Raw genomic sequence first — 22599 nt, 5'->3', positions numbered from 1 at the left:
AATTTAAAACAACCTAACTTATATTAGCAAATTTTATGGACAAAGACAAATTGTTTTATGAGAAAACCTGTCATCCACTAAGCCAAGGGCCGGAAAAGTCTTAGTTGCACTTATATTTGCCACCCATAAGATTTTTTAAAAAAATATGAAAAAGCAGGAACAACTTTTTGCTGCAGCATTGCTTAACGCTTTGCTAAACAAAAACCGTTCCCGCTCATCATTTGTTTCCATGCCAATTTAGGGCAAGGTTACCCGGAAAATCCCCGGTGCCTGATCTGCTGCTCTTTGTCCTTCAAAAATCAGCTCCCGCCCGCCCGGTATCCAGAAAAGATGGTTAAGATTGCGCCAGCTTTCACCGGCACCTGTTAATTGAATTAAAAGATTTTCCTTTAAATATAAGACAGAAAGATGTTTTGCCCTGTCCGTAAAGGCAATTTTTGAGGAGTTGGGGGACCAAACCAAATGGGCTCCGCCCCCTTCATCTGTGACATGAGTCATCATGGAGCCATCAGCCTCTCCGATCCATAAGCCATCGTAATCTGTGCCCGGAGAATCAAGATTGACTGCTACTTGCCTTTTATCCGGAGACCATGTTACCTTTTTTGATTTAGCTTCCTGGACCATTGCCAATTCATTGATCCATTGGGGAATTTGACCTCCTTGATCCTTATTCTCCCCATTCTGGATCAAAAGGGATTCCGCCTTTTGGGGTACGGCACCCGAAGCCAGAGAAATTTCCCATTCCTCTTCCACCCCGGCATTATCATAAAGATAGTGAATAGAACTACCGTCTTTTGATAATACAGGATGGGATACCCTTTGGGTATTTCCTTCCAATAATGGTTTTACCTCAATCGCTGTGACCTGCTGTTCTTCCACAGCGGAGGCTTTGGGTAATTCCACTAAATTGGTCTTCTGATCGGGAACCACCTTTGCCGGCTGCTGAGGGATTTTAGTTGTCGTCTCCTCTTTTGCCGATGCTTTATCCTGGTCTTTTCTTTGCTTAGGTTCATTATCCGGCGGTGCTGGTTCCGGAGTACCTTGCTCCTTGGATGAAGGTCCATCCTGAGGAATCGGTTCTTTTACTTCTGATTCAGGATCAGTCACAGGTTCATCCTGACTCCCGGGGTCTTCTTGATTTCCAGGTTTAACCTGACCCTGATTCCCGGGTTCCACCTGGGCAATATCATGCTCCGGATTTAGTTTTAAAGGTACTTGCTGTAGAAAAGTATCTATGATACCCGTCGCCGCAAATAAAGCAAAAATACCCACAGTAACAAAGGCCACACGGAATTGACCTTTGCCCCAAAGTTCTTTCCCCTTTTGCAGCAGCCAGGATAAATAGCTTTTTCCGACCGTTTCCCGGGAGACGGATGGTGTGTGCCTCGGCTCAGCGGTTAAGGGAATCTGAGCCATAATCCGTTCCGTCAAATCAGGGGGTGGTACTACCGGAATCAAGGCCTGCTGTATTAAATGATGGGTTGCTTCCAAATTGTCAAACTCAAGGCTGCACTCCGGACACTGAGCCAAGTGTTCAAACAGTGCTTCTTCTTCCTGAGTAGAAAGCTCCTGATCCAGGAAAGAAAAGATTTTTAATTTAGCCACTTGACATTCCACTTTTTGCCCCCCTTTCTAATATGAACTTTAATTTCTTTTGTAACATAATCCTGCCGCGATAAAGCCTGGTTTCTATGGTGGATACGGGAAGCTCCATAACTTCCGAAATTTGCTGATAGGATAGATCCTCCAAATACTTTAACACCACGGGTACCCGAAAGTTTTCGGGCAGTTCTGCAATGGCTTTCTGCACCGTTTCCTGAACCTCTTTTTTTCGAAAGTAATCTCCGGTTGAGACTTGTCGTCGGAGATAAATTCCATCACTTGGTCTAAAGTAGTGGATTCTTTGGGCTTTTTTTTCAAAGCGTTATAGCAAACATTAGTAGCAATGCGATACATCCAAGGAAAAAATTTCCGTTCACCATCAAATTTGTCTAAAACCCGATACAAATGCAAAAATACCTCTTGAGACAAATCAATGGCATCATGATAATTATTTGTTAACCGATACGCCAGGCTATAAATCTGCCGTTCATATCTTTTGACCAGTTCCGCAAAGGCATCCCTGTTTCCCTGTAGGCAAAGCACCACCAGCTCCTCATCTTGCAGGCGGTTCACGAAACCACATCCTCTACCTATCATAATAAAATACAATAATTCCGATGAAAAACTTGCAATAATTTTTCCGGAAACAACTAAGTTTAACATAATAAAATTCGCTTTCTCAACGGTAAACTTTGGGCCGTTAGAAAGGACTAATAAGTGTCAGGTTGACAATCATGAATATTTATAATAAAATTTGATTTTTTCAGAAAAAAGTGCTTCTTCTGTTATTCTTAATACAGCGAAGCAAAATAAAGAAAATGAAAGCGGAAACCTTTTAAGGTTCCCGCTTATTATACCATATTCCATTAAAAAACTATGAATTGTTTTTTAACCAGCCGATGCAAACCCTAACCCAGTACCACTTCCACCAAATGTTCCTTCTGATCATCAATAAGCTCCAGACACTTGTCTTTTAACTCTTTTCCGTCTAAGTATATGCTCCTGACTCCCTGATTCAGTCCTAATGGATTCTTAACCAGGATTTGATAAAGGGTTTCGCCGTAGCGGTACATGATTTTATAATCCTTCCATTCCCTGGGAATACAAGGATCCAGATAAAGATGATTCTTCTGTTTTTTAAATCCCAGAAGCTCTTCAATGCCAACCTGATACATCCAGGAAGCAGCCCCGGTATACCAGGTCCATCCTCCTCTCCCTACATGAGGCGGTGCAGCATAGACATCCGCCGCCATCACATAAGGCTCCACTTTATAGGTGGCTGTTTCAATAGTGGTCCTGCTGTGATTAATGGGGTTTATCATTTGATACAGTTCCCATGCTTGATCTCCCATCCCTAAACGGGCATAGGCCATGACTACCCATACGGCGGCATGGGTATACTGACCGCCATTTTCCCTTACTCCCGGCACATAGCTCTTGATATATCCCGGATTCAAATCTCCTTCATCAAAAGGAGGGGTTAGAAGGAGAATAATCCCTTCTTCCTCTTTAATTAAATAGTTTTCCAGAGCAGACATGGCCTCTATGACCCGCGCCTTTCGCCCCGCTCCGGAGATCACCGCCCAGGATTGGGCCAGAGAATCAATTTTGCATTCGCTGTTCTCCGCTGAACCCAGGGGACGGCCATCATCAAAATAAGCTCGCCGATACCAGCTGCCATCCCAGGCATGCTCCTCCAGGTTTTCGATCATCTCCCGGCAGATTTCCCGGTATTGGGTGCCTCGACCTTCATCCTCCATGAAACGGCAAAGGGGAAGAAATTTCTCAACGGTTGAATAAATGAACCAGCCCAGCCAAACACTTTCACCCTGACCTTTACTCCCCACGGAGCTCATGCCGTCATTCCAGTCTCCTGATCCCATCAAAGGAAGTCCATGGGGGCCAAATTTCAGTCCCCGTTCAAGAGCCCGGACGCAATGCTCATAGAGAGAAGCTGTTTCCCGGGAAACCGCTGGAACTCCATACCGCTCTGCTTCCCCTTCTTTTAAGGGTTCCTCCTCAAGAAAGGGCACCTGAATATTAAGGATCTCATAATCTCCCGTCTTGAAGGTATATTCCCCCACCACATAGGGCAGCCAGAGCAGATCATCGGAAAACCTGGTGCGTACACCCTTATCCCCCGCCACAGGATGCCACCAATGCTGCACATCCCCTTCCGCAAATTGATGGGCGGCATGAAGGAGGATTTGCTTTTTCACCAGCTCCGGTTCGATATAAATCAAACTCAGTGCATCCTGGAGCTGATCCCGAAACCCAAAAGCTCCGCCTGACTGATAGAAAGCAGACCGTCCCCAAATCCTGCAGGATAATACCTGATACAACAACCAATCATTCACCATAATATTGAATGAGGGATCCGGTGTCTCCACCTGCAGAATATTTCTTTTCTGCTGCCAGAAGCTCCGGGCTTCCTGCAAGGCTTTTTTAGCCTGACTCAGATTTTGGTACTTGGTTCCCATGGCCATTGCCTTTTCTTCCTGTTTTTCCTGACCCAGGAGAAAAACCAGTTCCTTACTCTCTCCGGGAGGAAGTTCTATCTTCACTTGCATGGCTGCACAGGGATAGCCTCCCGAGATCAAACACCCGGACAGGCTTTCCCTCTGTAATGAAACGGGAGAGGCAAGAGTTCCCCCTGACCCACCGCCGCCGATAAACTCTTCTTCATTGGTGGTGAAGCTTGCCACAGGGCAAGAGGAGGCGACAAAAGCTACTCGGCCGGGAAAATCCTGATGATAGCTGTTCGTGAGAAGCAGAATTTCCTGTCCCTGATGGTAATTTGCCTTGATAAATTGTTGTGTATTTTGTTCAGAGACCCCTAATACCGGTTTTAAATAATAGGTGCCGGTTAGAGTGCGGGGTTCCTTTCCTTTGTTCCTGATGCGTATCAAATTGATTTTTATGGGATCAAGGGTAGGAACAAACTGAATTAATTCCTGTTCCAGCCCATGGCTGTCATGATGAAAGTGGCTGTAGCCAATGCCATGCCTGATGGTATAAGTTTCTTTTTCCCGAATGGGCTGGGGAGTGATGGTCCAGATCTCGCCGGTCTCCTCATCCCGCAGATAAATAATTTCCCCCGGCTGATCGCTGACAGGATCGTTGGACCATGGGGTCAGCTTGTTTTCCCGGCTGTTCTCTGCCCAGGTAAAACCGCCTCCGCTTTCCGTGACCAAAAAACCAAACCGGGGATTGGCAATGACATTGCTCCAGGGCAGAGGGGTCTGCATACCCTCCTTCAAGCGAATCAGATATTCCTTTCCCCCCCCGGAAAAGCCACCGTACCCGTTATAAATGAGAAGCTGCTTCAAGGGTTGATCCTGGGGAGGATATTCCGTTTTCTCTTTCAAGAAGTGCTTTTGCTTCGGCAAAGGAAGACCAGGCATTTCTTCTTCCAGCTGAACAGATATTGGACCCCCATTTCCTGCTAAAATCAGCCGGCCGGCGTTAAACAGCAAAGCTCTGTCTTCCCGAGATAATGTACTGCCTTTCAGCACAAAGACTCCACCGGGACAGTTGATCACCTCCCTGGCCTGACAGCCTTGCACCGCCTCCAGTATATATTCTTGTACAGGCTGTACATATCCCCCTTCTTCTTCATTGAGCAGAACCAGATCCACCTTAAAGCCTTTCAAGCGCCAATACTCATGGGCTTTAAGCATTGTCTCCACCTGGCGGATTTCTTCCTGATTTTTTACCGTCAGCAGTAAAATTGGATTATCTCCGGAAATACCATAAACCCATAGACCCGGCTGGCCCTTAGTATTTTGCCCGATCAGCTCCTGATGTTTTTTTCTCAAGGGGCTGATAAAGACCATGTGGGCCAGCATCTTCTGATAATTTTTTATTTCTTCAGGCTTTAAATTCAGGAAACCGGCTTCCACCTGACTCCTGTTCCAGGCCAATTCAAAGGCCCTGGTGCGGGCTGATTTATCATGATATTTTTCTGCCAGCATGATTACTTGCTCTCGATCCGCCCCTTTCCCCAGAACAAATGCCACCTTCACCGATTTTCCAGGGTAAATTTTCACCCGGCATCTCAGACTGAGAATTGGATCTAAAACCGGCCCTACTGTATCAGATAGGGGATGGCCGGAATCTAATGCGTACGGGTCCTGAATGGTTCGGCCCCGACCGATAAATTTGCTCCGATCAGTTTCATATTGGACGTCCCCGATCGCATCTCCCTCCACCCCCACAGTATGAAAGGCCCAGAGTACCGGTTGATTGCTTTCCCGGGGACGGCGGGAGGCTATAAGACTGTCATATTGGGACAGAAATTCCGTACGTATAAACAAATTGCTAAATACCGGATGGGCAACATCAGTATTATGGGCGGTCAATACCACTTCCAGGTAGCTGGTCACATCCAATAATACCGACTCCTCCCCATGATTAGCCAAGGTCACCTCTCGAATTTCTACATCATCTTCCGGAGATACGGTCACCTCGGTATGGGTGGTAATGTTCCCGTCATTGCGAATAAATTCCCCTTTATGAGGAGTAAAAAACACTTCATAACCCTCCGGCACCTGAGATAAGGGACGGTTGGTGGCAGACCAGGCTCTTTGGGACTGAATATCACGCACGAAAATAAAGAAACCCGACATGGTTAAGCTGCCCCGATCCCGCCAGCGTGTCATTTGAACCTCATCCTGCCAACTATAGCCTCTTCCCTGGGGTTCCATGAGCAGGGAATAATGCCCGTTAGAGAGAAGATGCACTGCAGCTTCACCGGCATAATTCTCCTTGTTGCCTGGCAAAAAGGATTGCTCCGCCGCATCTTCTTTGGGGAAGGGTTCTATCTGTTCTTTAATTTCTTTGGTAATGATGACCCGGAAAGGAATCTTCTCCTGAAGGAGCAGTTCTCCGGCTTGGACCACCGGATCCCCATGGAAACGGCGCTGCATCACATTTTGATGAAAATAATTATTCAAAGCGACCAGAATCATTCCCTGATGATGCGCCATATAACTTTTGACGATCCCTTTTTTCTTCCCGAAATGCAGCCGCTCCCTGGTATAATCTACCGCTTCATATAGGCCGTAGGGGCCTTCTACCAAATCATCCCGCAGTCTCTTTAAATTTTCCCAGGCACTTTCTGCATCAAAGGGCAGGGCCAAAAAGGTGGAATAAGGAGAAACCACCATATCTTTGGCCAGGCCTCTTTTTAAACCCAGATCCGGTACGCCAAAGGCTTTATATTGATAATTCAAATGCATATCAAAGGCGTAAAAACCTGATTCTGAAGTACCCCAGGGTACTTGACGTTTCGCTCCGTATTTCTGCTGATTTTGCAGCACAAAGCGATAGGTTTCGTCCAACAAGGTGTTGGGATAATTTTTCATGATCAGGGTAGGCATAAAATACTCGAACATGGTTCCGGACCAGGATACCAGACCCTTATAGCCATCCACCATGGTCAGGGATTTTCCCAAACGAAACCAATGCTCCGCCGGCACTTCCCCCCGGGCTATGGCTAAGAAGCTGGTGATCCGAGCTTCGGAAGCCAGAAGATCATAATAAGAATCCGTTAATTTTTCTTCCTCCACATGATACCCAAGAGAAAATAGTTGCCTGTTCGCCTCGTACAAAGGGGAAAAGCGAGTGTCATTGATTAATTTTTCAATTCTTCTGATCAAATGACCCAATTCTTCGTCCCATTTTGTCCCTTCCTGAGATGTTTCAACTTTATATTCTTTCAGCCCTTCTTTTAATGTCATGAGATAACCGACAAAATTACCGCTGTCTACCGAGGAGATATAAGCGGGCCGAAGCACCTCCAATGTCCTGGTATCGTACCAATTGTACAGGTGACCATGCCACTTTTTCAGCTTTTCAATGGTATTGAGGGTTTGCTTAAGTTTCTCTGCCATCTGCTCCGTGGTAATAAAATCAAAATCCCGGGCGGATAAAATAGCCAGCAAAAGAAAACCGATATTGGTAGGGGAAGTGCGATGTGCCACACCATTGGGAGGATCCTCCTGAAAATTGTCCGGGGGGAGGAAATGATCCTCCTGACCCGAAAAATCCTCATAAAAATTCCAGGTTTTTTTTGCCCATAATCTTAATTGCTCCCGGGCTTCTGAACTCAATGTCCTTTCCTTTTTCTGATCCGGTTTGCTGATGTAAAAAGCCGCGAAGGGTGCACTGCCCCAAATCACACCGTTGATCAGGGCATAAAAGGTGTTTTCTTCCCGCACCAATAACACGATGATCAAAAGGAATACACCGTATAAAGGAGCGAAAATCATGTTTCGATAATAGCCGGCTACATCATTGCTCGTGGTTTTTTCCGCGTCTGCTGCTGGAACCCATTGCAGCATATTTTTGCGGGAAATACTAACCCGATAAAGAGTCCGGACAATGGCATCTCCTAAAAGATAGGCCTGCTGGGGAAGGAACATCCAATTTAGTGCTGTTTGATAAATTACCCCCTTGATACCGAAAACCATATTTCCGTGGCATTTTTGCCAGGCTGTTTTATAATGCTTAAACAAAATATAATCAACCAATCCCATCACCAAAGGAAAACCAATGGTTAGAGCTACGCTTACCAGCCAAAAAACACCTTTACCAGGGAAAATAGTCAATCCTAGAGTTAAAAGCAAAAGCAAGAAAGGCGCTACCAGACTGCGTCGTAAATTATCAATTATTTTCCATTTAGATAAGGGGTTTAAAGGGCTTCTCTTACCTAACCAGGAAAGCAACTGCCAATCACCCCGTACCCAGCGGTGCATTCTTTTGTTAAAGGAATGGCAGCGGGCGGGATAATCATCAATCAATTCCAGATCCGTAGCCAATCCCACCCGCAGGAAGCATCCTTCCAATAAATCATGACTGAGCACGGTATGGTCAGGAATTACCCCGTCCAAGGCCTGTTGAAACACCTGCAGATTATAAATCCCTTTTCCGGTGAAAATCCCTTCACCGAAAAAATCCTGATAAACATCAGATACCCCTGTGGTATAAGGATCGATCCCTCCCTGTCCGGCGAAAATTCTGGTAAACAGGGTACTATTTGCACTTTCCAGGCTAATACTGATTCTCGGTTGGATTAAACCATACCCCTCCGTAACCAACCCTTTTTCCTGATCAAAATGCGGCTGGTGCAAAGGATGGGAAATGGTACCAATTAGTTTTTTGGCCGTGTTGAGAGGCAGTCTGGTATCCGCATCCAGGGTGATGACATATTTGACCCGAGGCAATTTTTCCAAAGCATCATTTTTTTCAAAAGAACCGGGATCTCCTTGGGTTAGCAAACGGTTTAACTCCACTAAAGCGCCGCGTTTTCTCTCCCATCCCATCCAGCGCTTTTCTGAAGGTTCATATCTTCTTTCACGCAGGAAAAGATAAAATTTTTCTGTCTCTCCGGGGTACTTATCATTGAGTTCTTGAATCCCCTTCCAGGCTCTTTGGCGAATCACCTGATCCCCCGGCAGATCCTTTTCTCCCTCATCTTTATAGTCTCCCAAAAGAGCAAAATACAGGTGTTCTTCCCGATTCGCCAGATAATGAACCTCCAACTGATGCACCAGTTCATCAACCCTTGCTTCATCCGGCAGCAGGGTAGGCATCACAATAAAAGTGGCTGCCTCTTTCGGAATCCCATGATCATAGGATAGCTTGGGCAGGAAGGAAGGCTGCCTGCGGTTGGTGATAATCCGCTGCACCAAGTGAATGGCAATATCACTGGCCGGAATCAATACAGTTAAACCCACCAAAATCAGAAGGCCGGGCTGCCAGGAAGATAGATGATCATAGGCATAAACCAGCACCGCTAACACTAAAATACTGCTTACTATAAAGATCCAGGACAAATATTCTTTTAAAGGACTAAGTTGCACCGGCTCCTTCTTCCCCGGCCGAATCTTTTGTTTTAAAACACTTTGGCCCGCACCGACCAAAAAGGCTCCCACATGCCGCCCGCGGCTCCCTGCTTCCTCCTCTTGGGCCAATTCCAAGGCCTTGCGCACCAAATTCGTTTCTGAAGTCTTCATGGACCGGGCCATCTGCTCCACTTGTTGCCGGTAATAATCCCGAGAAGAAAAATCCATGCGGCCATAAGTCCCATCCGGATCTTCTCTTAATAGTTTTTCCACCACACTAAGATCTTCAAAGACATGCTTCCAATTCAAAGCTAAAAGCAAGCGTATGCTGGAAATAGAATTACCCATGGCCATCTGCTGGGCTGCTAACCTCTGATGTTCTTCCTGAATGACCTCATCCAGGGAAAAATCAAATTCATCCAAAAATTCTTCAAAATATTCATAAAGTTCGGTGGCATTCAAGCCTTCTCGGCGCCGTTTTTTCATCAAATATTCCATTAAGGAGAAGACATCATGTTTCAGGGTATGGTAATCAGTGATGAAAGAGGTTAAATCCGGCAAATAGTCCGGTTCCATCTGCTCTCCCTTTCTCCATTGCATTTGAGTATGAGCCATCTGACGGCACATATTTTTGATATTTTCAATTAATGCTATTTTTAGCATCAAGGGCAAAGCCCATAATTCTGCCATGGACAGAATGCTTTGTTTTTGGTATGAGTTAATGAATTTCTTGATCATTTCTTCATCAATCCTGCCATCGGAATGGGAAACCATTTCCAAGGCAATACCGTATACGCGTGGATAGCCTTTTAAGATACCGCTGTTTAAGAGATTTAGTTTTAAACATTTTTCCCGAACTAAGCTGAGCTTAATCTCTTGCACCTGTTCCTCGATCAAATAAAAGTTATCCAGTAGCCATTCCGCAGCTGCCGGCACCGGCACCTTATCCTTAATATCTTGATTCAACATCTGATACACATGAGTTATAAAGGTAAAATTTTCTGACATTTTGGATAAGAGGCAATCCGAGGATCCCGGATTTTTTGAAATTCTGTGTGTCTTGGCGATTTCCGCCCCATGTTTTTCCAGATCCTCCAGGCTTAAAATCACATCCTGAGAAGGCTGCTCCTGATCATCACGAGGCGTAAAAGGCCTGCTTAAGGCAAGAAATCCGATCAATATTAAAACAAGAAACAATATTATACTCCAAAGGGGTATCATGTTAATCCTCCTAAAGAAAACGTAGCCTCCGCCCAGCCAAAACCGGACGAAAAAAATAAGAAACCAGGAACTAATCAATTGTTCCTAGTTTCTTATTATTACCCAATTAAATCAGGATTAACCAAAGAAACAGCCAAACTCATCCAGTTTCACCAAGTACAGGGTTTTCCAAAGAAGTCCTCCGATGTTATCAAAATCGGAAACGTAAGGAAACCATGTGCCATTGTTTCTTTTCCAATAAAGATGCCACATTCCATCAAAAGGAGTAAAGCGCAATTGGCAAAGATCATAATAATTATTTTGCCCCTTGTTTTTAATACTGACAGTCATCCTGTTACGGCGTCGTACTACCCGATGCTGTAGGGTTGGCCAGGTAGTTTGAAAAAAGTCATTAATTTGTTTAAGGGCCTCGGTGACCATTTCCTTCTCCATATCAAAGCTCTCTGTTAAAGCCCGAATTCCGGGGCTGCCCCCCTCTTCAAAAGCGCTGATCCACAATTCCAATTTTTCTTCGCCCAGCTTAAACTTGTGCAAGGATTCCATAAAACCCCTCTCACCGCCATATACTTCCATCGCCTCAATCGTTGCTCTCACTATCATCTCTATTTCATTTGAATTCACTCGTTTGTTCTCCTTTTTTAAATTTCAATCTCTTCCCCTGGGAAGCATGCTTTTGTTACCCCTAAAAAGGGAATGATGAAAGTAAGTGATCCAGGGATTTTTATCTACTCCTTATCATTTTAGCCTGAATAGGTTAAGAATAAAACCCTTTTTTATTTTTCTCATATCATTTATGCGCAATATTTTCTTTTATTACAGTAAATACTAAAATAAGAATCCACAAGGAGGATTGGAAAAATGGAAGAAAATTTAGTTAACCTGTCCCCGACCGCAGCAAAAAAGGAAATCACGGTGCTGGTTCCGGAGATGCATCAAGTAGAAGAGCTTCTCTATCAAACCTTGGCTGAGGCTCAAGGAACCATCGGAGAAATGGGCACCTATTTTCTAAATTCAGGCGGCAAACGGCTGCGTCCCTTATTAATCATTTTAAGCGGCAAAGCCACAGCTCCCCTGACACCGGAAAGAGAGAAAAATTTGATCGCCGCCGGCGCTGCGGTGGAATTAATCCATATGGCCTCCTTAGTCCATGACGACATCATTGATCAGTCCCTGTATCGCCGGGGACAGCCTTCTGTTCATGCCCTTTGGGGTGCAAAAGGAGCTGTTCTGGCGGGTGATTTTTTATTCGCCAAGGCCTTTGATATCCTGGTATCCCATAACCTTTTTTCCGTTCTCAAACTGATGGTCCTAGCCATTCAAGAAATGTGCCAAGGGGAAATTTTGCAATCTGAGCAGCTTTTCCAAACCGGACAAAACGAAAAAGATTATTTTCAACGGATCGAGCAAAAAACCGGAACACTTCTTGCGGCTTGCTGCCAATCCGGTGCTTTGATCACCCAGGGAAACCTGCGTCAGGTAACCGGACTCAAAAACTATGGTACCTACCTGGGTTATACTTACCAAATTACTGACGATCTTTTGGATTTCTCGGGCAACAGTCTTGATCTAGGGAAACCTGTCTGTCAGGATCTGCGTCAGGGAAATCTTACTCTGCCAATTTTGTATCTGCTCCAGAATCAAGAAGCAGGATCCTGGGTACGGCAAGTCATTGAAACGAAACGACTGAAACCCCATCATTGTGCTGAAATACTAAAAATACTGCGGGAAGAAGGTTTTTTGCTCCGGACAGAAGAAGCAGCGGCAAGATGTGCAACTATGGCCAAAAATGAACTCGCCGGGCTTTCGCCCAGTCTGAATCGTACCCTCCTGGAAATAATCCTGGAAGAAGCCTTAAAACGCACTTCATAGCAAGGCTGCCAGATAAAACAAAGAACCGTCCCCTGTTTGGACCTAAAGAACCGTCCCCTGTTTGGACCTAGATCATTTTATAACGGCGCAGTTGCTTACAGAGATGGTACCAGGTCTGGCAGGACCAACCCCCTTGTGCCAGTAATTTTTTGGCAATTCCTTGATGAACAGGATGATTCACCTTTTGATCCGAAAGATATAGGGCCAGCAAACCCTTCACTACCGTGTCCTGAAAAATCGGGTATCTCATCCGGGAGGTTCGGACCAGGGATTCCTTGAGAAAATAGCATAGTCTCTCCGCCGTTTCCTCTGCACCCTCATAATAAGAAACAAAATTCAAATCCCCCTCCACCAAGTCTTCCCTTTGATCAATAAAATAGTCCAATAAAATATGCAGGGCAGAGATAAAGGGAAAATAAACTGTGATGATTTCCCCGATCTCTTTGGTTTCCCTTTGCTCCTGACTAGCCCAGGCCACCAGCATAAAAACACCTAAGGTAGAGCCGGTTGCGGCGCTAAATTCCCAGGGAGATAATTGGGGATAGTCCTTTAAGTAAGGTCCCGCCCATTGTTTCAACCGTTCTTCCCTTATATCCCGGCCCAAATGTTTTAAAGATTGCAGGTCCGTATATAAAGAAACCAGAAACTGTACCTCTTTTGCTGCCAAGCCATAAGAGGGAAAGAAAGTCAAACACCGGCGGCATTCCTGCACCAAAGCCTTCAAATATCCTCCATCTGATTGGTATGGATAATAAAGATAATAATCCGACAAAGGAAGGTCCGGTTCAAGAGCTTCTTTCATGGCCAGATGTAATTGCCGGAAGCTCCTTTCATCCTCACACCCCGTCCTGTCACACAAATTATCCAAATAATCACTGATCGTTTGAAAAGCCACAATAAAGGATACCATCCTTGCCTGATCGGCTTTGGGATAAAGGGCATAAATACTCCCTCCCTGACAGTGAAATTTTTTATTTTTTAAACTAGCTAAAGCCTGGGTTTTTAAAACCGGATCAGGGATCTTTGCTCCATACTCCTCCCACCTAGACAAAGCATGATGCACCAGAGGGAAAATTTCTTTAATAAAACGAGCAATCAATTTACCTTCACTTAGTAACGAATTCAATTTATTGCACTCCTAATTTTTTTAATTTACGCATTTTTTTCGGGAACTTAAATGGAGAAAAACTCGTCTTTATCCTATACTACTATACTAACCCTCATTCAAGAATAATAATCCAGGGAATTATTTTTGTCAGGTAATAATAAGTTTGACTCTTGAAGAAAAAAGTTCCATTTATTATAATGGATTTACATAAAATAAATAAATTTTTAAGGAGGCACATATGATTAAAAACAAAAAGAAAGTGATCGCTCTCGTCGTTTCCGCATTAATTTTGTTTATGTCCTTTAGTACGACAAGTTTTGCCGCTAGCATCCAAACAACATTAAAAGCCCAATTTGTTTCATTTAAGATTCTCTTAAACGGACAGCAGGTTACACCGAAGGACAGCGCAGGCAACATCGTTCAACCCTTACTGGTTAATAACACCACCTATTTGCCTTTACGGGCGTTTGGTGACCTTTTTAACAAAAATGTGGATTGGAATAACACCCTGAAACAAATCAGCATCACCGACAAACCCAATAATGAAGTGGAAGGTTTAAAATCCCAAATCAAAGACAAGGACAACCAGATTTTGCTTTTAAATTCTCAGCTTACTGCGGCCAACAATAAAATTACTGATCTGGAAAAAAAGAAGGACACCAAGAGTAATGACATCGATGATATCATTGCCGATATGGAAGATTCCCTGAATGATGATTATGATGATAAGAATTTCGGAAGGGATTATCTGAATAACAAATCTGTGCTCTTTGATGCCATTAACTTAGACGGAGACGAAGATGATCTTGAACTGGAGCTAAAAATCGATTTAGAGGATTTTTACGCTGAGAAATATGACTGGTACGATGACATTGATCAAGGGGATATTGAAGATTTATTGCAGGAAATCTGTGATGCGATCTGGGATGACCGGGATCTGGAAGATGCTGATATCGATGGCACCATCTATGATACTTCTGAACGGGAAGAATTGGAGTCCTTCTCCGTGAAAGCAGGCAAAAGCTTAAAGCTGGATTAATCACTAGGATATGATAAAACCCGGCAGGGTAGCAACTGCCGGGTTTTATATTTATACTCTTTCTGTCCTTCAATTTTTTTCTTTGGCCAGCATCATTAAAATTTTATTGCCCCGGGCAATAAAATCAGTCAAGGCAGCCGGTTCCAGCTGTTTATGGCTGAGCATCGCCAAATCATAGAGATGGCGGCAAATTAAATCCAGTTCTTCCTGCTTTTCCGGTTGTTCCTTAAGCTTCAGTACCCCTTGCACCAGCGGGTTGCCCGCATTCAATACCAAGGTCTCCTCGTCCGGGAACATGCCCTTCAGATCTGAGCGGCCGTAAAGAACATTCATATCTTGCATGCGCCTGGTCTGCTCACTTAAAAGCACGATGGCAGGCACATCTTCCGTTTTCAATGTCTCCACCTGAACCTTCAGCTTATCGTTGCCCAGAACTCTCTGAAAAAGACCGGCCAGTTGATCCTGCATTTCAGCATCATGGGTTTTTTCCGGATCTTTGAGACTGTCGGAGAGGTCGGAGTCAATGCGGTTAAAATGAACCTCCGGCATCTTCCCTTCCATGAACTGGATAAAATGCATATCTAAGGGGCCGGATAAAATCACCGCTTCCAACCCTTGTTCCTGAAAGAGACGGATATATTGGCCTTGTCCCTTTTCATCACTGACGTAAAACACCTTGTTTTCATGGAAAGATTGATTTCTGTCCAAATATTCCTTCAGTGTCACATAATCTCCTTTGGTGGTGCGGTAGACGATATAATCCTGCACCCGGTCATAGAACTTATCCTCCCGGAGACAGCCATATTTCACAAAAGGATTGATATCATCCCAATACCCATGATATTTTTCCCGGTCTTCCTGAAAGAGCTCTCCCAACTTATCCCCAACCTTTTTGGTAATATGTTTGGAAATCTTAATCACATTGCTGTCTTTTTGCAGAAAACTTCGGGAAACATTCAGGGGCAGATCGGAGCAATCGATCACCCCTTTCAAGAGCATCAAAAATTCAGGGATCACTTCTTTAATGTTGTCGGCCACAAAAACCTGATTATTAAAAAGTTTTATTTTTCCTTCCAACCGTTCAAACTCATTATTAACCTTGGGGAAATAAAGAATTCCCTTAAGGTTAAAGGGGTAATCCACATTGAGATGGATCCAGAATAAAGGTTCTTTGAAATCCATAAAGACCTTGGCATAAAACTCCTTATAATCCTGGTCGGTACAGTCCTTAGGATTCCGCATCCACAGGGGATTGGTATCATTAAGAGGTTTAGCCTCCCGTTCTTTGCCTGCTTCGTCCTCGGTTGGTTTGGCATTAACCAGGAAGATTTCCACCGGTAAAAAGGCGCAATATTTCTCAATAATTTGGCGCAAGGTAAATTCCTCCAGGAATTCAAGGGAGTCCTCCGCCAATTGCAAAGTAACCGTTGTACCTCTTTCTTTGCGCTCAGAAGGGAGGATTTCATATTCAGTACCTCCGGTACAAATCCAGCGCACCGCTTCCGCTTCTTTTTGATAAGAAAGGGTATCGATTTGCACTTGATCCGCCACCATAAAAGCAGAATAAAACCCTAACCCAAAATGCCCGATAATTTGACTGCCCTCATCAGCTTGGTCCTGATATTTGGCAATAAAATCCTCAGCCCCGGAAAAAGCAATTTGATTAATATACTTTTTGACTTCCTCAGCCGTCATCCCAATCCCATTGTCAATAAAGCTTAAGGTTTTCTTTTCCTGATCAAAAACCACCCGCACATAAAAAGGGAGATCTTCACCCAGATCTACTTCCCCCAAAGCGGATAATCTTTTTAATTTACTAACGGCATCAACACCGTTTGAGATTAACTCCCGTACAAAAATATCCTTATCGGAATACAACCATTTCTTAATAATCGGAAAAATATTTTCCGTATGAATCGAAATATTTCCGTTTTCCGGATTCATGTTCATCCCTCCATCTTTGTTCATGATCATATCGATATTACTAATTTTATCCCTTATGATAGATTTTTTCAAGAATAAAATTAGCACTCATCTAAGATGAGTGCTAACACATTTTCCGGCAACACAAGGTATTGCTTTTGGAACCTTAATCGTGAATATTCCTAATTACAGCGTAATCATTTTAAGAATCCTTGTAAAATCTTCTCCTCGGCCTCTGTTTCCGTCAAACCCATGGACATCAATTTTGTTAATTGCTCAGAATTGATTTTTCCGATGGCTGCTTCGTGAATTAGCTGGGCATCAGAATGGAAGGCGGTAATCTCCGGTATCGATGAGACATGGGCCTGGTGCATAATAATAGAGTCACATTGAATATGTCCCCGACATTGGTTCCTGCCTCTCATATTAAGATGGAAGACCTGCTTGGAGGTATTCTGAGCAACAGATCTGGATACAATCTGAGCCGTCGAATCTTCACCCTGCAAATCAACATTAATAATGGATTCGGCCACCTGGTCCTCATTGGTAAGGAGTCGTTCCACCACAATGAGACGGGCATTCTTATGCAGCACAACCTCCGTGTCCCGTTTGGTCGTGTCAACCCCCTTTATCTGCACCATCTCCAGTTCGGCCACGCCGCCTTCTTCCACTTCAATAATGGTTTTGGGGTTGAGAATTTTCTTGCCGGTACCTTCTCCTTCTCCATAGTGCTTCTCTACATATTTCATCCGGGCACCTTTGCGCACAATAAAATCATGAATCCCGTCATGCTGGGCCCTTTCATGTCCTTCATTGTGGATTCCGCAACCGGCAACGATCACCACATCGGAGCCTTCCCCAATATCAAAGGTATTATAAACCACATCATTCAAGCCTGACTCCGATAAAATCACCGGGATATGAACACTTTCTCCCTTGGTAAAGGGCTTTACAATGATATCAATCCCCGGTTTGTCCGTTTTGGTCAAGATGTTGATGTTCGGTGTCGTTTTCCGCTCGACACCGGCACCATTTTTGCGGATATTAAAGGCCCCAGTTGGTAAGTCCTGGAGATCCGCCACTGCTTTTAACAAAACCTTATCGACTGCATTGAGCATCAATTGCCACTCCCTTTTCACATGTTTGGCTGCATAAACAGTCAGCATCCCTGCGCACAATATCGGCCAGGACCTTTTCTTTGGTGGTTATTTCAGACACTTCACCATTAGCGATCAGAATCACTTCATCCGCTAATTTTAAAATCCTTTCCTGATGAGAAATAATAACAATCGTGGTTTGATATTTCTCATGAATCTTGCCAAAGGTTTCTGCCAATCTTTGGAAACTCCATAAATCAATGCCTGCCTCCGGTTCATCAAAAACAGCAAGCTTCAAGTTGCGTGCCAAAATTGTGGCAATCTCAATTCTTTTCAATTCCCCGCCGGATAGGCTGGCATTAACTTCCCGCTCCAGATAATCCTGGGCACAAAGTCCCACATCCATCAAAAGATCGCAAACATTAAGATCGGTTTTTCCCCCCGAGGCCAGATTTAATAATTCCCTTACCGTAATACCCTTAAAACGGGGAGGATTTTGAAACGCATAACCAATGCCCATTTTCGCACGTTGAGTAATATCTAAATGGGTGATATCCTGACCCTCAAAAAATATTTCTCCAGCCGTAGGTAGATAAATACCCATAATAATTTTAGCAATAGATGATTTTCCGCCCCCATTGGGACCGGTAATGACATAAATTTTATTTTCATCCAAGGTAAAAGTGACATTTTTCAGGATGTCCAGTTTTTCCTTTTCCCCATCAACGGTAAGAGCGATGTTTTTTAACTCTAACATAAGGCAAACCTCCTTTATTATCCATATTGTACATGATTTTTTATATAAAATATACCCTATGCGGACAAAAAATTATAAAGATTCACGAATCTTTTTGATAGTTGCCGTGTTTGCCATCCTGAGTGTTAACGATGGAGCACCGCTGCATTCAGCATGACAGAAAAACTATGGTAATATGTGGTTATTTTCTTATTATCTTCATTAATGGGAACTGGGTGGAAACCCATTTGGCAATATTTACTTGCAGAAATCCCGTTTAAAGTATAGTAAGATAATAAACGTAAATTTTCTGCCCATAATTTAGCAGAAAAAATAACACAAGAGGAAAAGAATGGAGGAAAAAAATTAATGAAAAAAGGATCTCGTCTAGGCCTGCTTGTGTGCTTGCTCATGGTATGTTCAATGTTGTTTTCTACCATGGCTTGGGCCGCTGAAACCAGTTTTAAGAAAAGCACATGTCCCTACACTGTTTTGAACCAAACAGAAGATACCGGTAAATGCCTGAATCAGGCGGATAACAACTCCTGGTTATGCCAATATTTTAACCTGAAGGGGTGCGAAATCAAGGTTGCTGCACCAAAGACAACCCCGCCGCCTAAAAAGGTTCCGGCACCAAAACCGAAACCGGCACCTGCTAACCCGGCACCTAAAGAAGAACCGACATCTGCTCCAAACCCGGCACCTAAACCAACACCAGCCCCTGCTCCGGCACCTAAAGAAGAACCGGCTTCCGGTTTAACTGCCGATGAGCAGAAAATGGTAAATCTGGTCAATGAAGAAAGAACTGCTGCAGGACTTCCCGCTTTGAAGGTGGACATGCAGTTGGTAAAAACTGCACGGATGAAGAGTCAGGATATGATTGACAATAATTACTTCGCCCACAATTCTCCCACTTACGGATCTCCTTTTGACTTGATGAAAAGCCAAGGTATTACATATCGCACGGCAGGGGAAAACCTGGCCGGCCACCAAACAGTAGAAAGTGCTCATAAGGGTCTCATGAACAGTCCCGGACATAAAGCTAATATTATGAGCAAAAATTACACCCATATCGGAATTGGTATTATCAACGGAGGACCTTACGGCAAAATGTTTACCCAGCACTTTATTGGATAGTGCTGCCTTAAAACTCTCTTGACCTACATAGTTCCAGATAAAGGGGGTGTCACAACACTACTTTTTAAGTAGTTAGTGGCGCCCCTTTTTTAATACTTTCAAATATTGAAATTTTAAAAGGTTGAAAGAATAAGTGCGTATTAAATTATTTGGGGCAAATTAAAGGCATATCCATGCTTGATGCAGAATAAAACAAGGTACCAAAAATATTTATTACCCTGAAAAAGGAGGAGACATGAAAAAATTCAACCTTTTGCATATTTTTGCGATACTGATCCTGCTGTTAGCAGCCATTAAGATTACTTCCGGATTTTATGTGGACTATCTTTGGTTTGACGATTTGGGTTATCGGCAGTTATTTACAACACCCATTATTGCCAAGCTTTTAATTGGGGTGCTCTCCTTTATCATTTTCTTTTTGATCTTATTTGGTATGGGTTTTATTACCTATAAAACATATCAAGGGGCTAATCAGGAACATCCCGGTTTTTGGAGTCGCTTTCCTTCTTTCTTTAAGAAGCAGCATAATGAGAATGGGACCATTGATATTACACCCCCCGTCAATAAGAAATTTGTCATCCTGATTATTTTTCTCGCCAGTCTGTTTTTAAGCTTGATGCTGGCCTTGCAAACGGTACAGAGCGGTTGGATGCAGCTGCTGCAATTCTTTAATGCTACTCCATTTGGAGAGACTGATCCCATATTTAATATGGATATTTCTTTCTTTGTCTTTAAAATGCCCTTTTATTCCTTTGTGCTGAACTCCCTCACCTCATCCTTGACCCTCATTTTGCTCGCGGGTGTATTTTTCTTTTCCTTTAGCGGCTTAATCAGAATTAAAGGAAACATCTTTAAAAGGGGCAGTCTTCTGATTCCCCGGAGCATTCGCCGTTTCTGGTCGATCCTGATCGGGGTTTTATTTATCCTTTTTGCCTTACAAAGAATCATTGCTATGTTTGGCGTGGTGTACGCCCAAACAGGATATGTCTATGGAGCAGGTTATTCGGATGTTCATGTCACGATTCCCCTCTCTATTGCCCTGGCGGTGGTCGCTTTAATCTGCGGTGTCGCATCCTTTATTTTCTTTTTCAAAAATGACCATCGCCTGCTCACCCGCCCCATCCTCTTTTATTTATTGGTGGGCATCGCAGGTACCGGTGTCCTGGGTCTGGTCCAATATACCGTAAACAATAATGAATTTGTTCGCGAAAAACCTTATATCGAGCGGGAAATAAAATACACCCGCATGGCCTATGGACTTGAGGATGTGATTGACAAAGAATATCCGGGAACGGAGACGATTACCTGGGAACACATCCAAAACAATCGCTCCACCATTGAAAATGTGCGTTTGAATGATCCCAGACCATTAAAAACGGTATTATCCCAAAATCAAGGCTTGCGATACTATTACTATTTTAATGACATTGATATTGACCGCTATTTGATTGATGATAAGTACCGCCAAGTGTTTTTGTCTACCAGGGAAATTTCTCAAAAATCCCTGACCGAGGAAGATGCCGGAACTTTTGTCAATCTGACGATGAAGTTTACCCATGGATATGGACTTAGCGCTACCTTAGCCAATGAAATTGATGAATCCGGCTATGCTCGCCTGATTGTGAAAAACATCCCTCCTCAATCACTGGTACAAGGCATAGACATTCAGGAACCTCGCATTTATTTCGGTGAATTAACCACAGATCCACAGTATGGCTATGTTATCGGTAACACGGCCGCCAAAGAATTTGATTACCCTGAAGGCAACAGCAACGTGGAAAATGTCTATCAAGGCTCTACCGGCCTTGAGATGGCCGGTATAAACAAGCTGTTTCTCAGTGCATATTTCAATACACCACGCTTTTATATTGCCAGAGAAATTAACAATGACAGCAAATTATTGATGCGCAGAAACATTGTGGAACGAGTGAGCACCCTGATGCCTTATTTAAAATACGATCAGGATCCTTATATCGTGGTGGGTGAAGACGGGAAACTCTACTGGATGCTGGATGCTTACTCTCATTCCAACCGCTTTCCCTATTCCGCTCCGGCGGGAGATGTAAATTATATCCGTAACTCGGTGAAGGTTGTAATTGATGCTTATCACGGTACAGTTGATTTTTATGCTTTTGACCCTGATGATCCCGTTTTAAAGACAGTCTCCGCCATATTCCCGGGTGTTTTTAAGGATGCTGACACCATGCCGGATTTCTTAAAAACCCACATTCGCTATCCGGAGGATTTATTTAATATTCAAAGCCGTATCCTTCTTAACTTTCACGTCACTAATCCTTCTGTATTTTATAACCGGGAGGACACCTGGGATATCGCTAAAAAGGTGGATGGAGCGGAAACCAGCAGTACTGAGCCCTATTACTCCGTAATGAAACTGCCGGATGAAGCAGAAAGCGAATTTGTTTTAACCCTGCCCTTCACTCCCGCCAGCCGCGAAGATCGGGACCGCAATAATATGGTGGCTTGGCTGGCTGCCAGAAACGATGGGGAAAATTATGGTCAACTGGTGTTGTATCACATGCCGAAAAACGTAGAAGTACAAGGACCTCTCATGATTGACAGCATGATTGACCAAAATACCACCATTGCCGGAAAATTGACACTTTGGGGCCAAGGAGGATCGGAGATTATCCGCGGCAACCTGATGACAGTGCCCATCGACGGAGGCTTTATCTATGTAGAACCTATTTACATTAAAGCAGCCCAACAAGGCACTTCCATTCCGCAGATGCAAGCCATTGTTTTTGCCGTGGATAAAAAAATCATCATGGTAGAAACCAATTCCCTGGACGAGGCAATTCGGGAATTCTTTGGCCAAAAAGGATTGCCGGAAGAACCGGCGCCGGGCACCCCTGAACCTGATCAAGGTAAGCCTGGGGAGCCGCAAGTGGTTCAGCCTAAGGAATCCATTCTGAAAAAATTAGAAATATTAAAGCAACAAATTATAGAATTAGAAGAAGAAATCAAGTCCATGTAAAAAAATTCCCCTTATAAAGGGGAAT

General features: G+C 43.8%; 11 protein-coding genes and 1 pseudogene. 4 read left to right on the top strand and 8 right to left on the bottom strand.

Features of this window, described 5'->3' with window-relative positions:
* Positions 1-237: 237 nt before the first annotated feature.
* From CEQ75_RS04505 to CEQ75_RS04485, 4 genes and pseudogenes are all read right to left on the bottom strand, one after another.
* Positions 238-1617: a zf-HC2 domain-containing protein gene (locus CEQ75_RS04505; protein ID WP_089609265.1), complete on the bottom strand. Its 1380-nt coding sequence runs from the start codon at positions 1615-1617 to the stop codon at positions 238-240.
* Positions 1598-2199 (bottom strand): annotated as a pseudogene (locus tag CEQ75_RS04495) (RNA polymerase sigma factor). Before CEQ75_RS04495 ends, CEQ75_RS04505 begins: the two are co-directional and overlap by 20 nt.
* 311 nt (positions 2200-2510) lie before the next feature.
* Positions 2511-10670, bottom strand: coding sequence for a glycoside hydrolase family 94 protein (locus CEQ75_RS04490; protein WP_089609262.1), 8160 nt, complete (start codon positions 10668-10670; stop codon positions 2511-2513).
* Between the two features lie 117 nt (positions 10671-10787).
* Positions 10788-11291 (bottom strand): DUF3024 domain-containing protein, encoded by a 504-nt coding sequence (locus CEQ75_RS04485; protein WP_089609261.1) that lies wholly within the window; start codon positions 11289-11291, stop codon positions 10788-10790.
* A gap of 237 nt (positions 11292-11528) precedes the next feature.
* On the opposite strand from CEQ75_RS04485, the gene CEQ75_RS04480 reads away from it, so the two are divergent.
* Positions 11529-12539, top strand: coding sequence for a polyprenyl synthetase family protein (locus CEQ75_RS04480; RefSeq protein WP_089609260.1), 1011 nt, complete (start codon positions 11529-11531; stop codon positions 12537-12539).
* Positions 12540-12606: 67 nt separating this feature from the next.
* On the opposite strand, the gene CEQ75_RS04475 is transcribed toward CEQ75_RS04480, so the two are convergent.
* Positions 12607-13665, bottom strand: coding sequence for a tetraprenyl-beta-curcumene synthase family protein (locus CEQ75_RS04475; RefSeq protein WP_089609259.1), 1059 nt, complete (start codon positions 13663-13665; stop codon positions 12607-12609).
* A 220-nt stretch (positions 13666-13885) separates the two neighbouring features.
* Here CEQ75_RS04475 and CEQ75_RS04470 point away from each other — a divergent pair, with 220 nt between their 5' ends.
* Positions 13886-14686 (top strand): stalk domain-containing protein, encoded by an 801-nt coding sequence (locus tag CEQ75_RS04470; protein WP_089609258.1) that lies wholly within the window; start codon positions 13886-13888, stop codon positions 14684-14686.
* 69 nt (positions 14687-14755) lie between these two features.
* On the opposite strand, the gene htpG is transcribed toward CEQ75_RS04470, so the two are convergent.
* The 3 genes from htpG to CEQ75_RS04455 all read right to left on the bottom strand — a co-directional run bounded on the left by htpG (position 14756) and on the right by CEQ75_RS04455 (position 18463).
* Positions 14756-16630, bottom strand: coding sequence for a molecular chaperone HtpG (gene htpG, locus CEQ75_RS04465; protein WP_089609257.1), 1875 nt, complete (start codon positions 16628-16630; stop codon positions 14756-14758).
* Between the two features lie 176 nt (positions 16631-16806).
* Positions 16807-17727 carry a SufB/SufD family protein gene (locus tag CEQ75_RS04460; RefSeq protein WP_089609256.1) on the bottom strand — a complete coding sequence of 307 codons (921 nt, stop codon included), beginning with the start codon at positions 17725-17727 and terminating at the stop codon, positions 16807-16809.
* Positions 17708-18463 carry an ABC transporter ATP-binding protein gene (locus CEQ75_RS04455; RefSeq protein WP_089609255.1) on the bottom strand — a complete coding sequence of 252 codons (756 nt, stop codon included), beginning with the start codon at positions 18461-18463 and terminating at the stop codon, positions 17708-17710. The genes CEQ75_RS04460 and CEQ75_RS04455 overlap by 20 nt, the downstream gene beginning before the upstream one ends.
* 348 nt (positions 18464-18811) lie before the next feature.
* Between CEQ75_RS04455 and CEQ75_RS04450 the strand changes: the two genes are divergently transcribed.
* A complete protein-coding gene (locus CEQ75_RS04450) occupies positions 18812-19579 on the top strand; it encodes a CAP domain-containing protein (protein WP_089609254.1) in 768 nt (255 codons plus the stop codon).
* Between the two features lie 235 nt (positions 19580-19814).
* Entirely contained in the window at positions 19815-22574 is a 2760-nt protein-coding gene (locus CEQ75_RS04445; RefSeq protein ID WP_089609253.1) for a UPF0182 family membrane protein, read from the top strand.
* The last annotated feature ends 25 nt before the right edge of the window (positions 22575-22599 follow it).

The sequence above is a fragment of the Dehalobacterium formicoaceticum genome (assembly GCF_002224645.1).
Lineage (GTDB): Bacteria > Bacillota > Dehalobacteriia > Dehalobacteriales > Dehalobacteriaceae > Dehalobacterium > Dehalobacterium formicoaceticum.
This window is presented reverse-complemented; position numbering and strand designations above follow the sequence as displayed.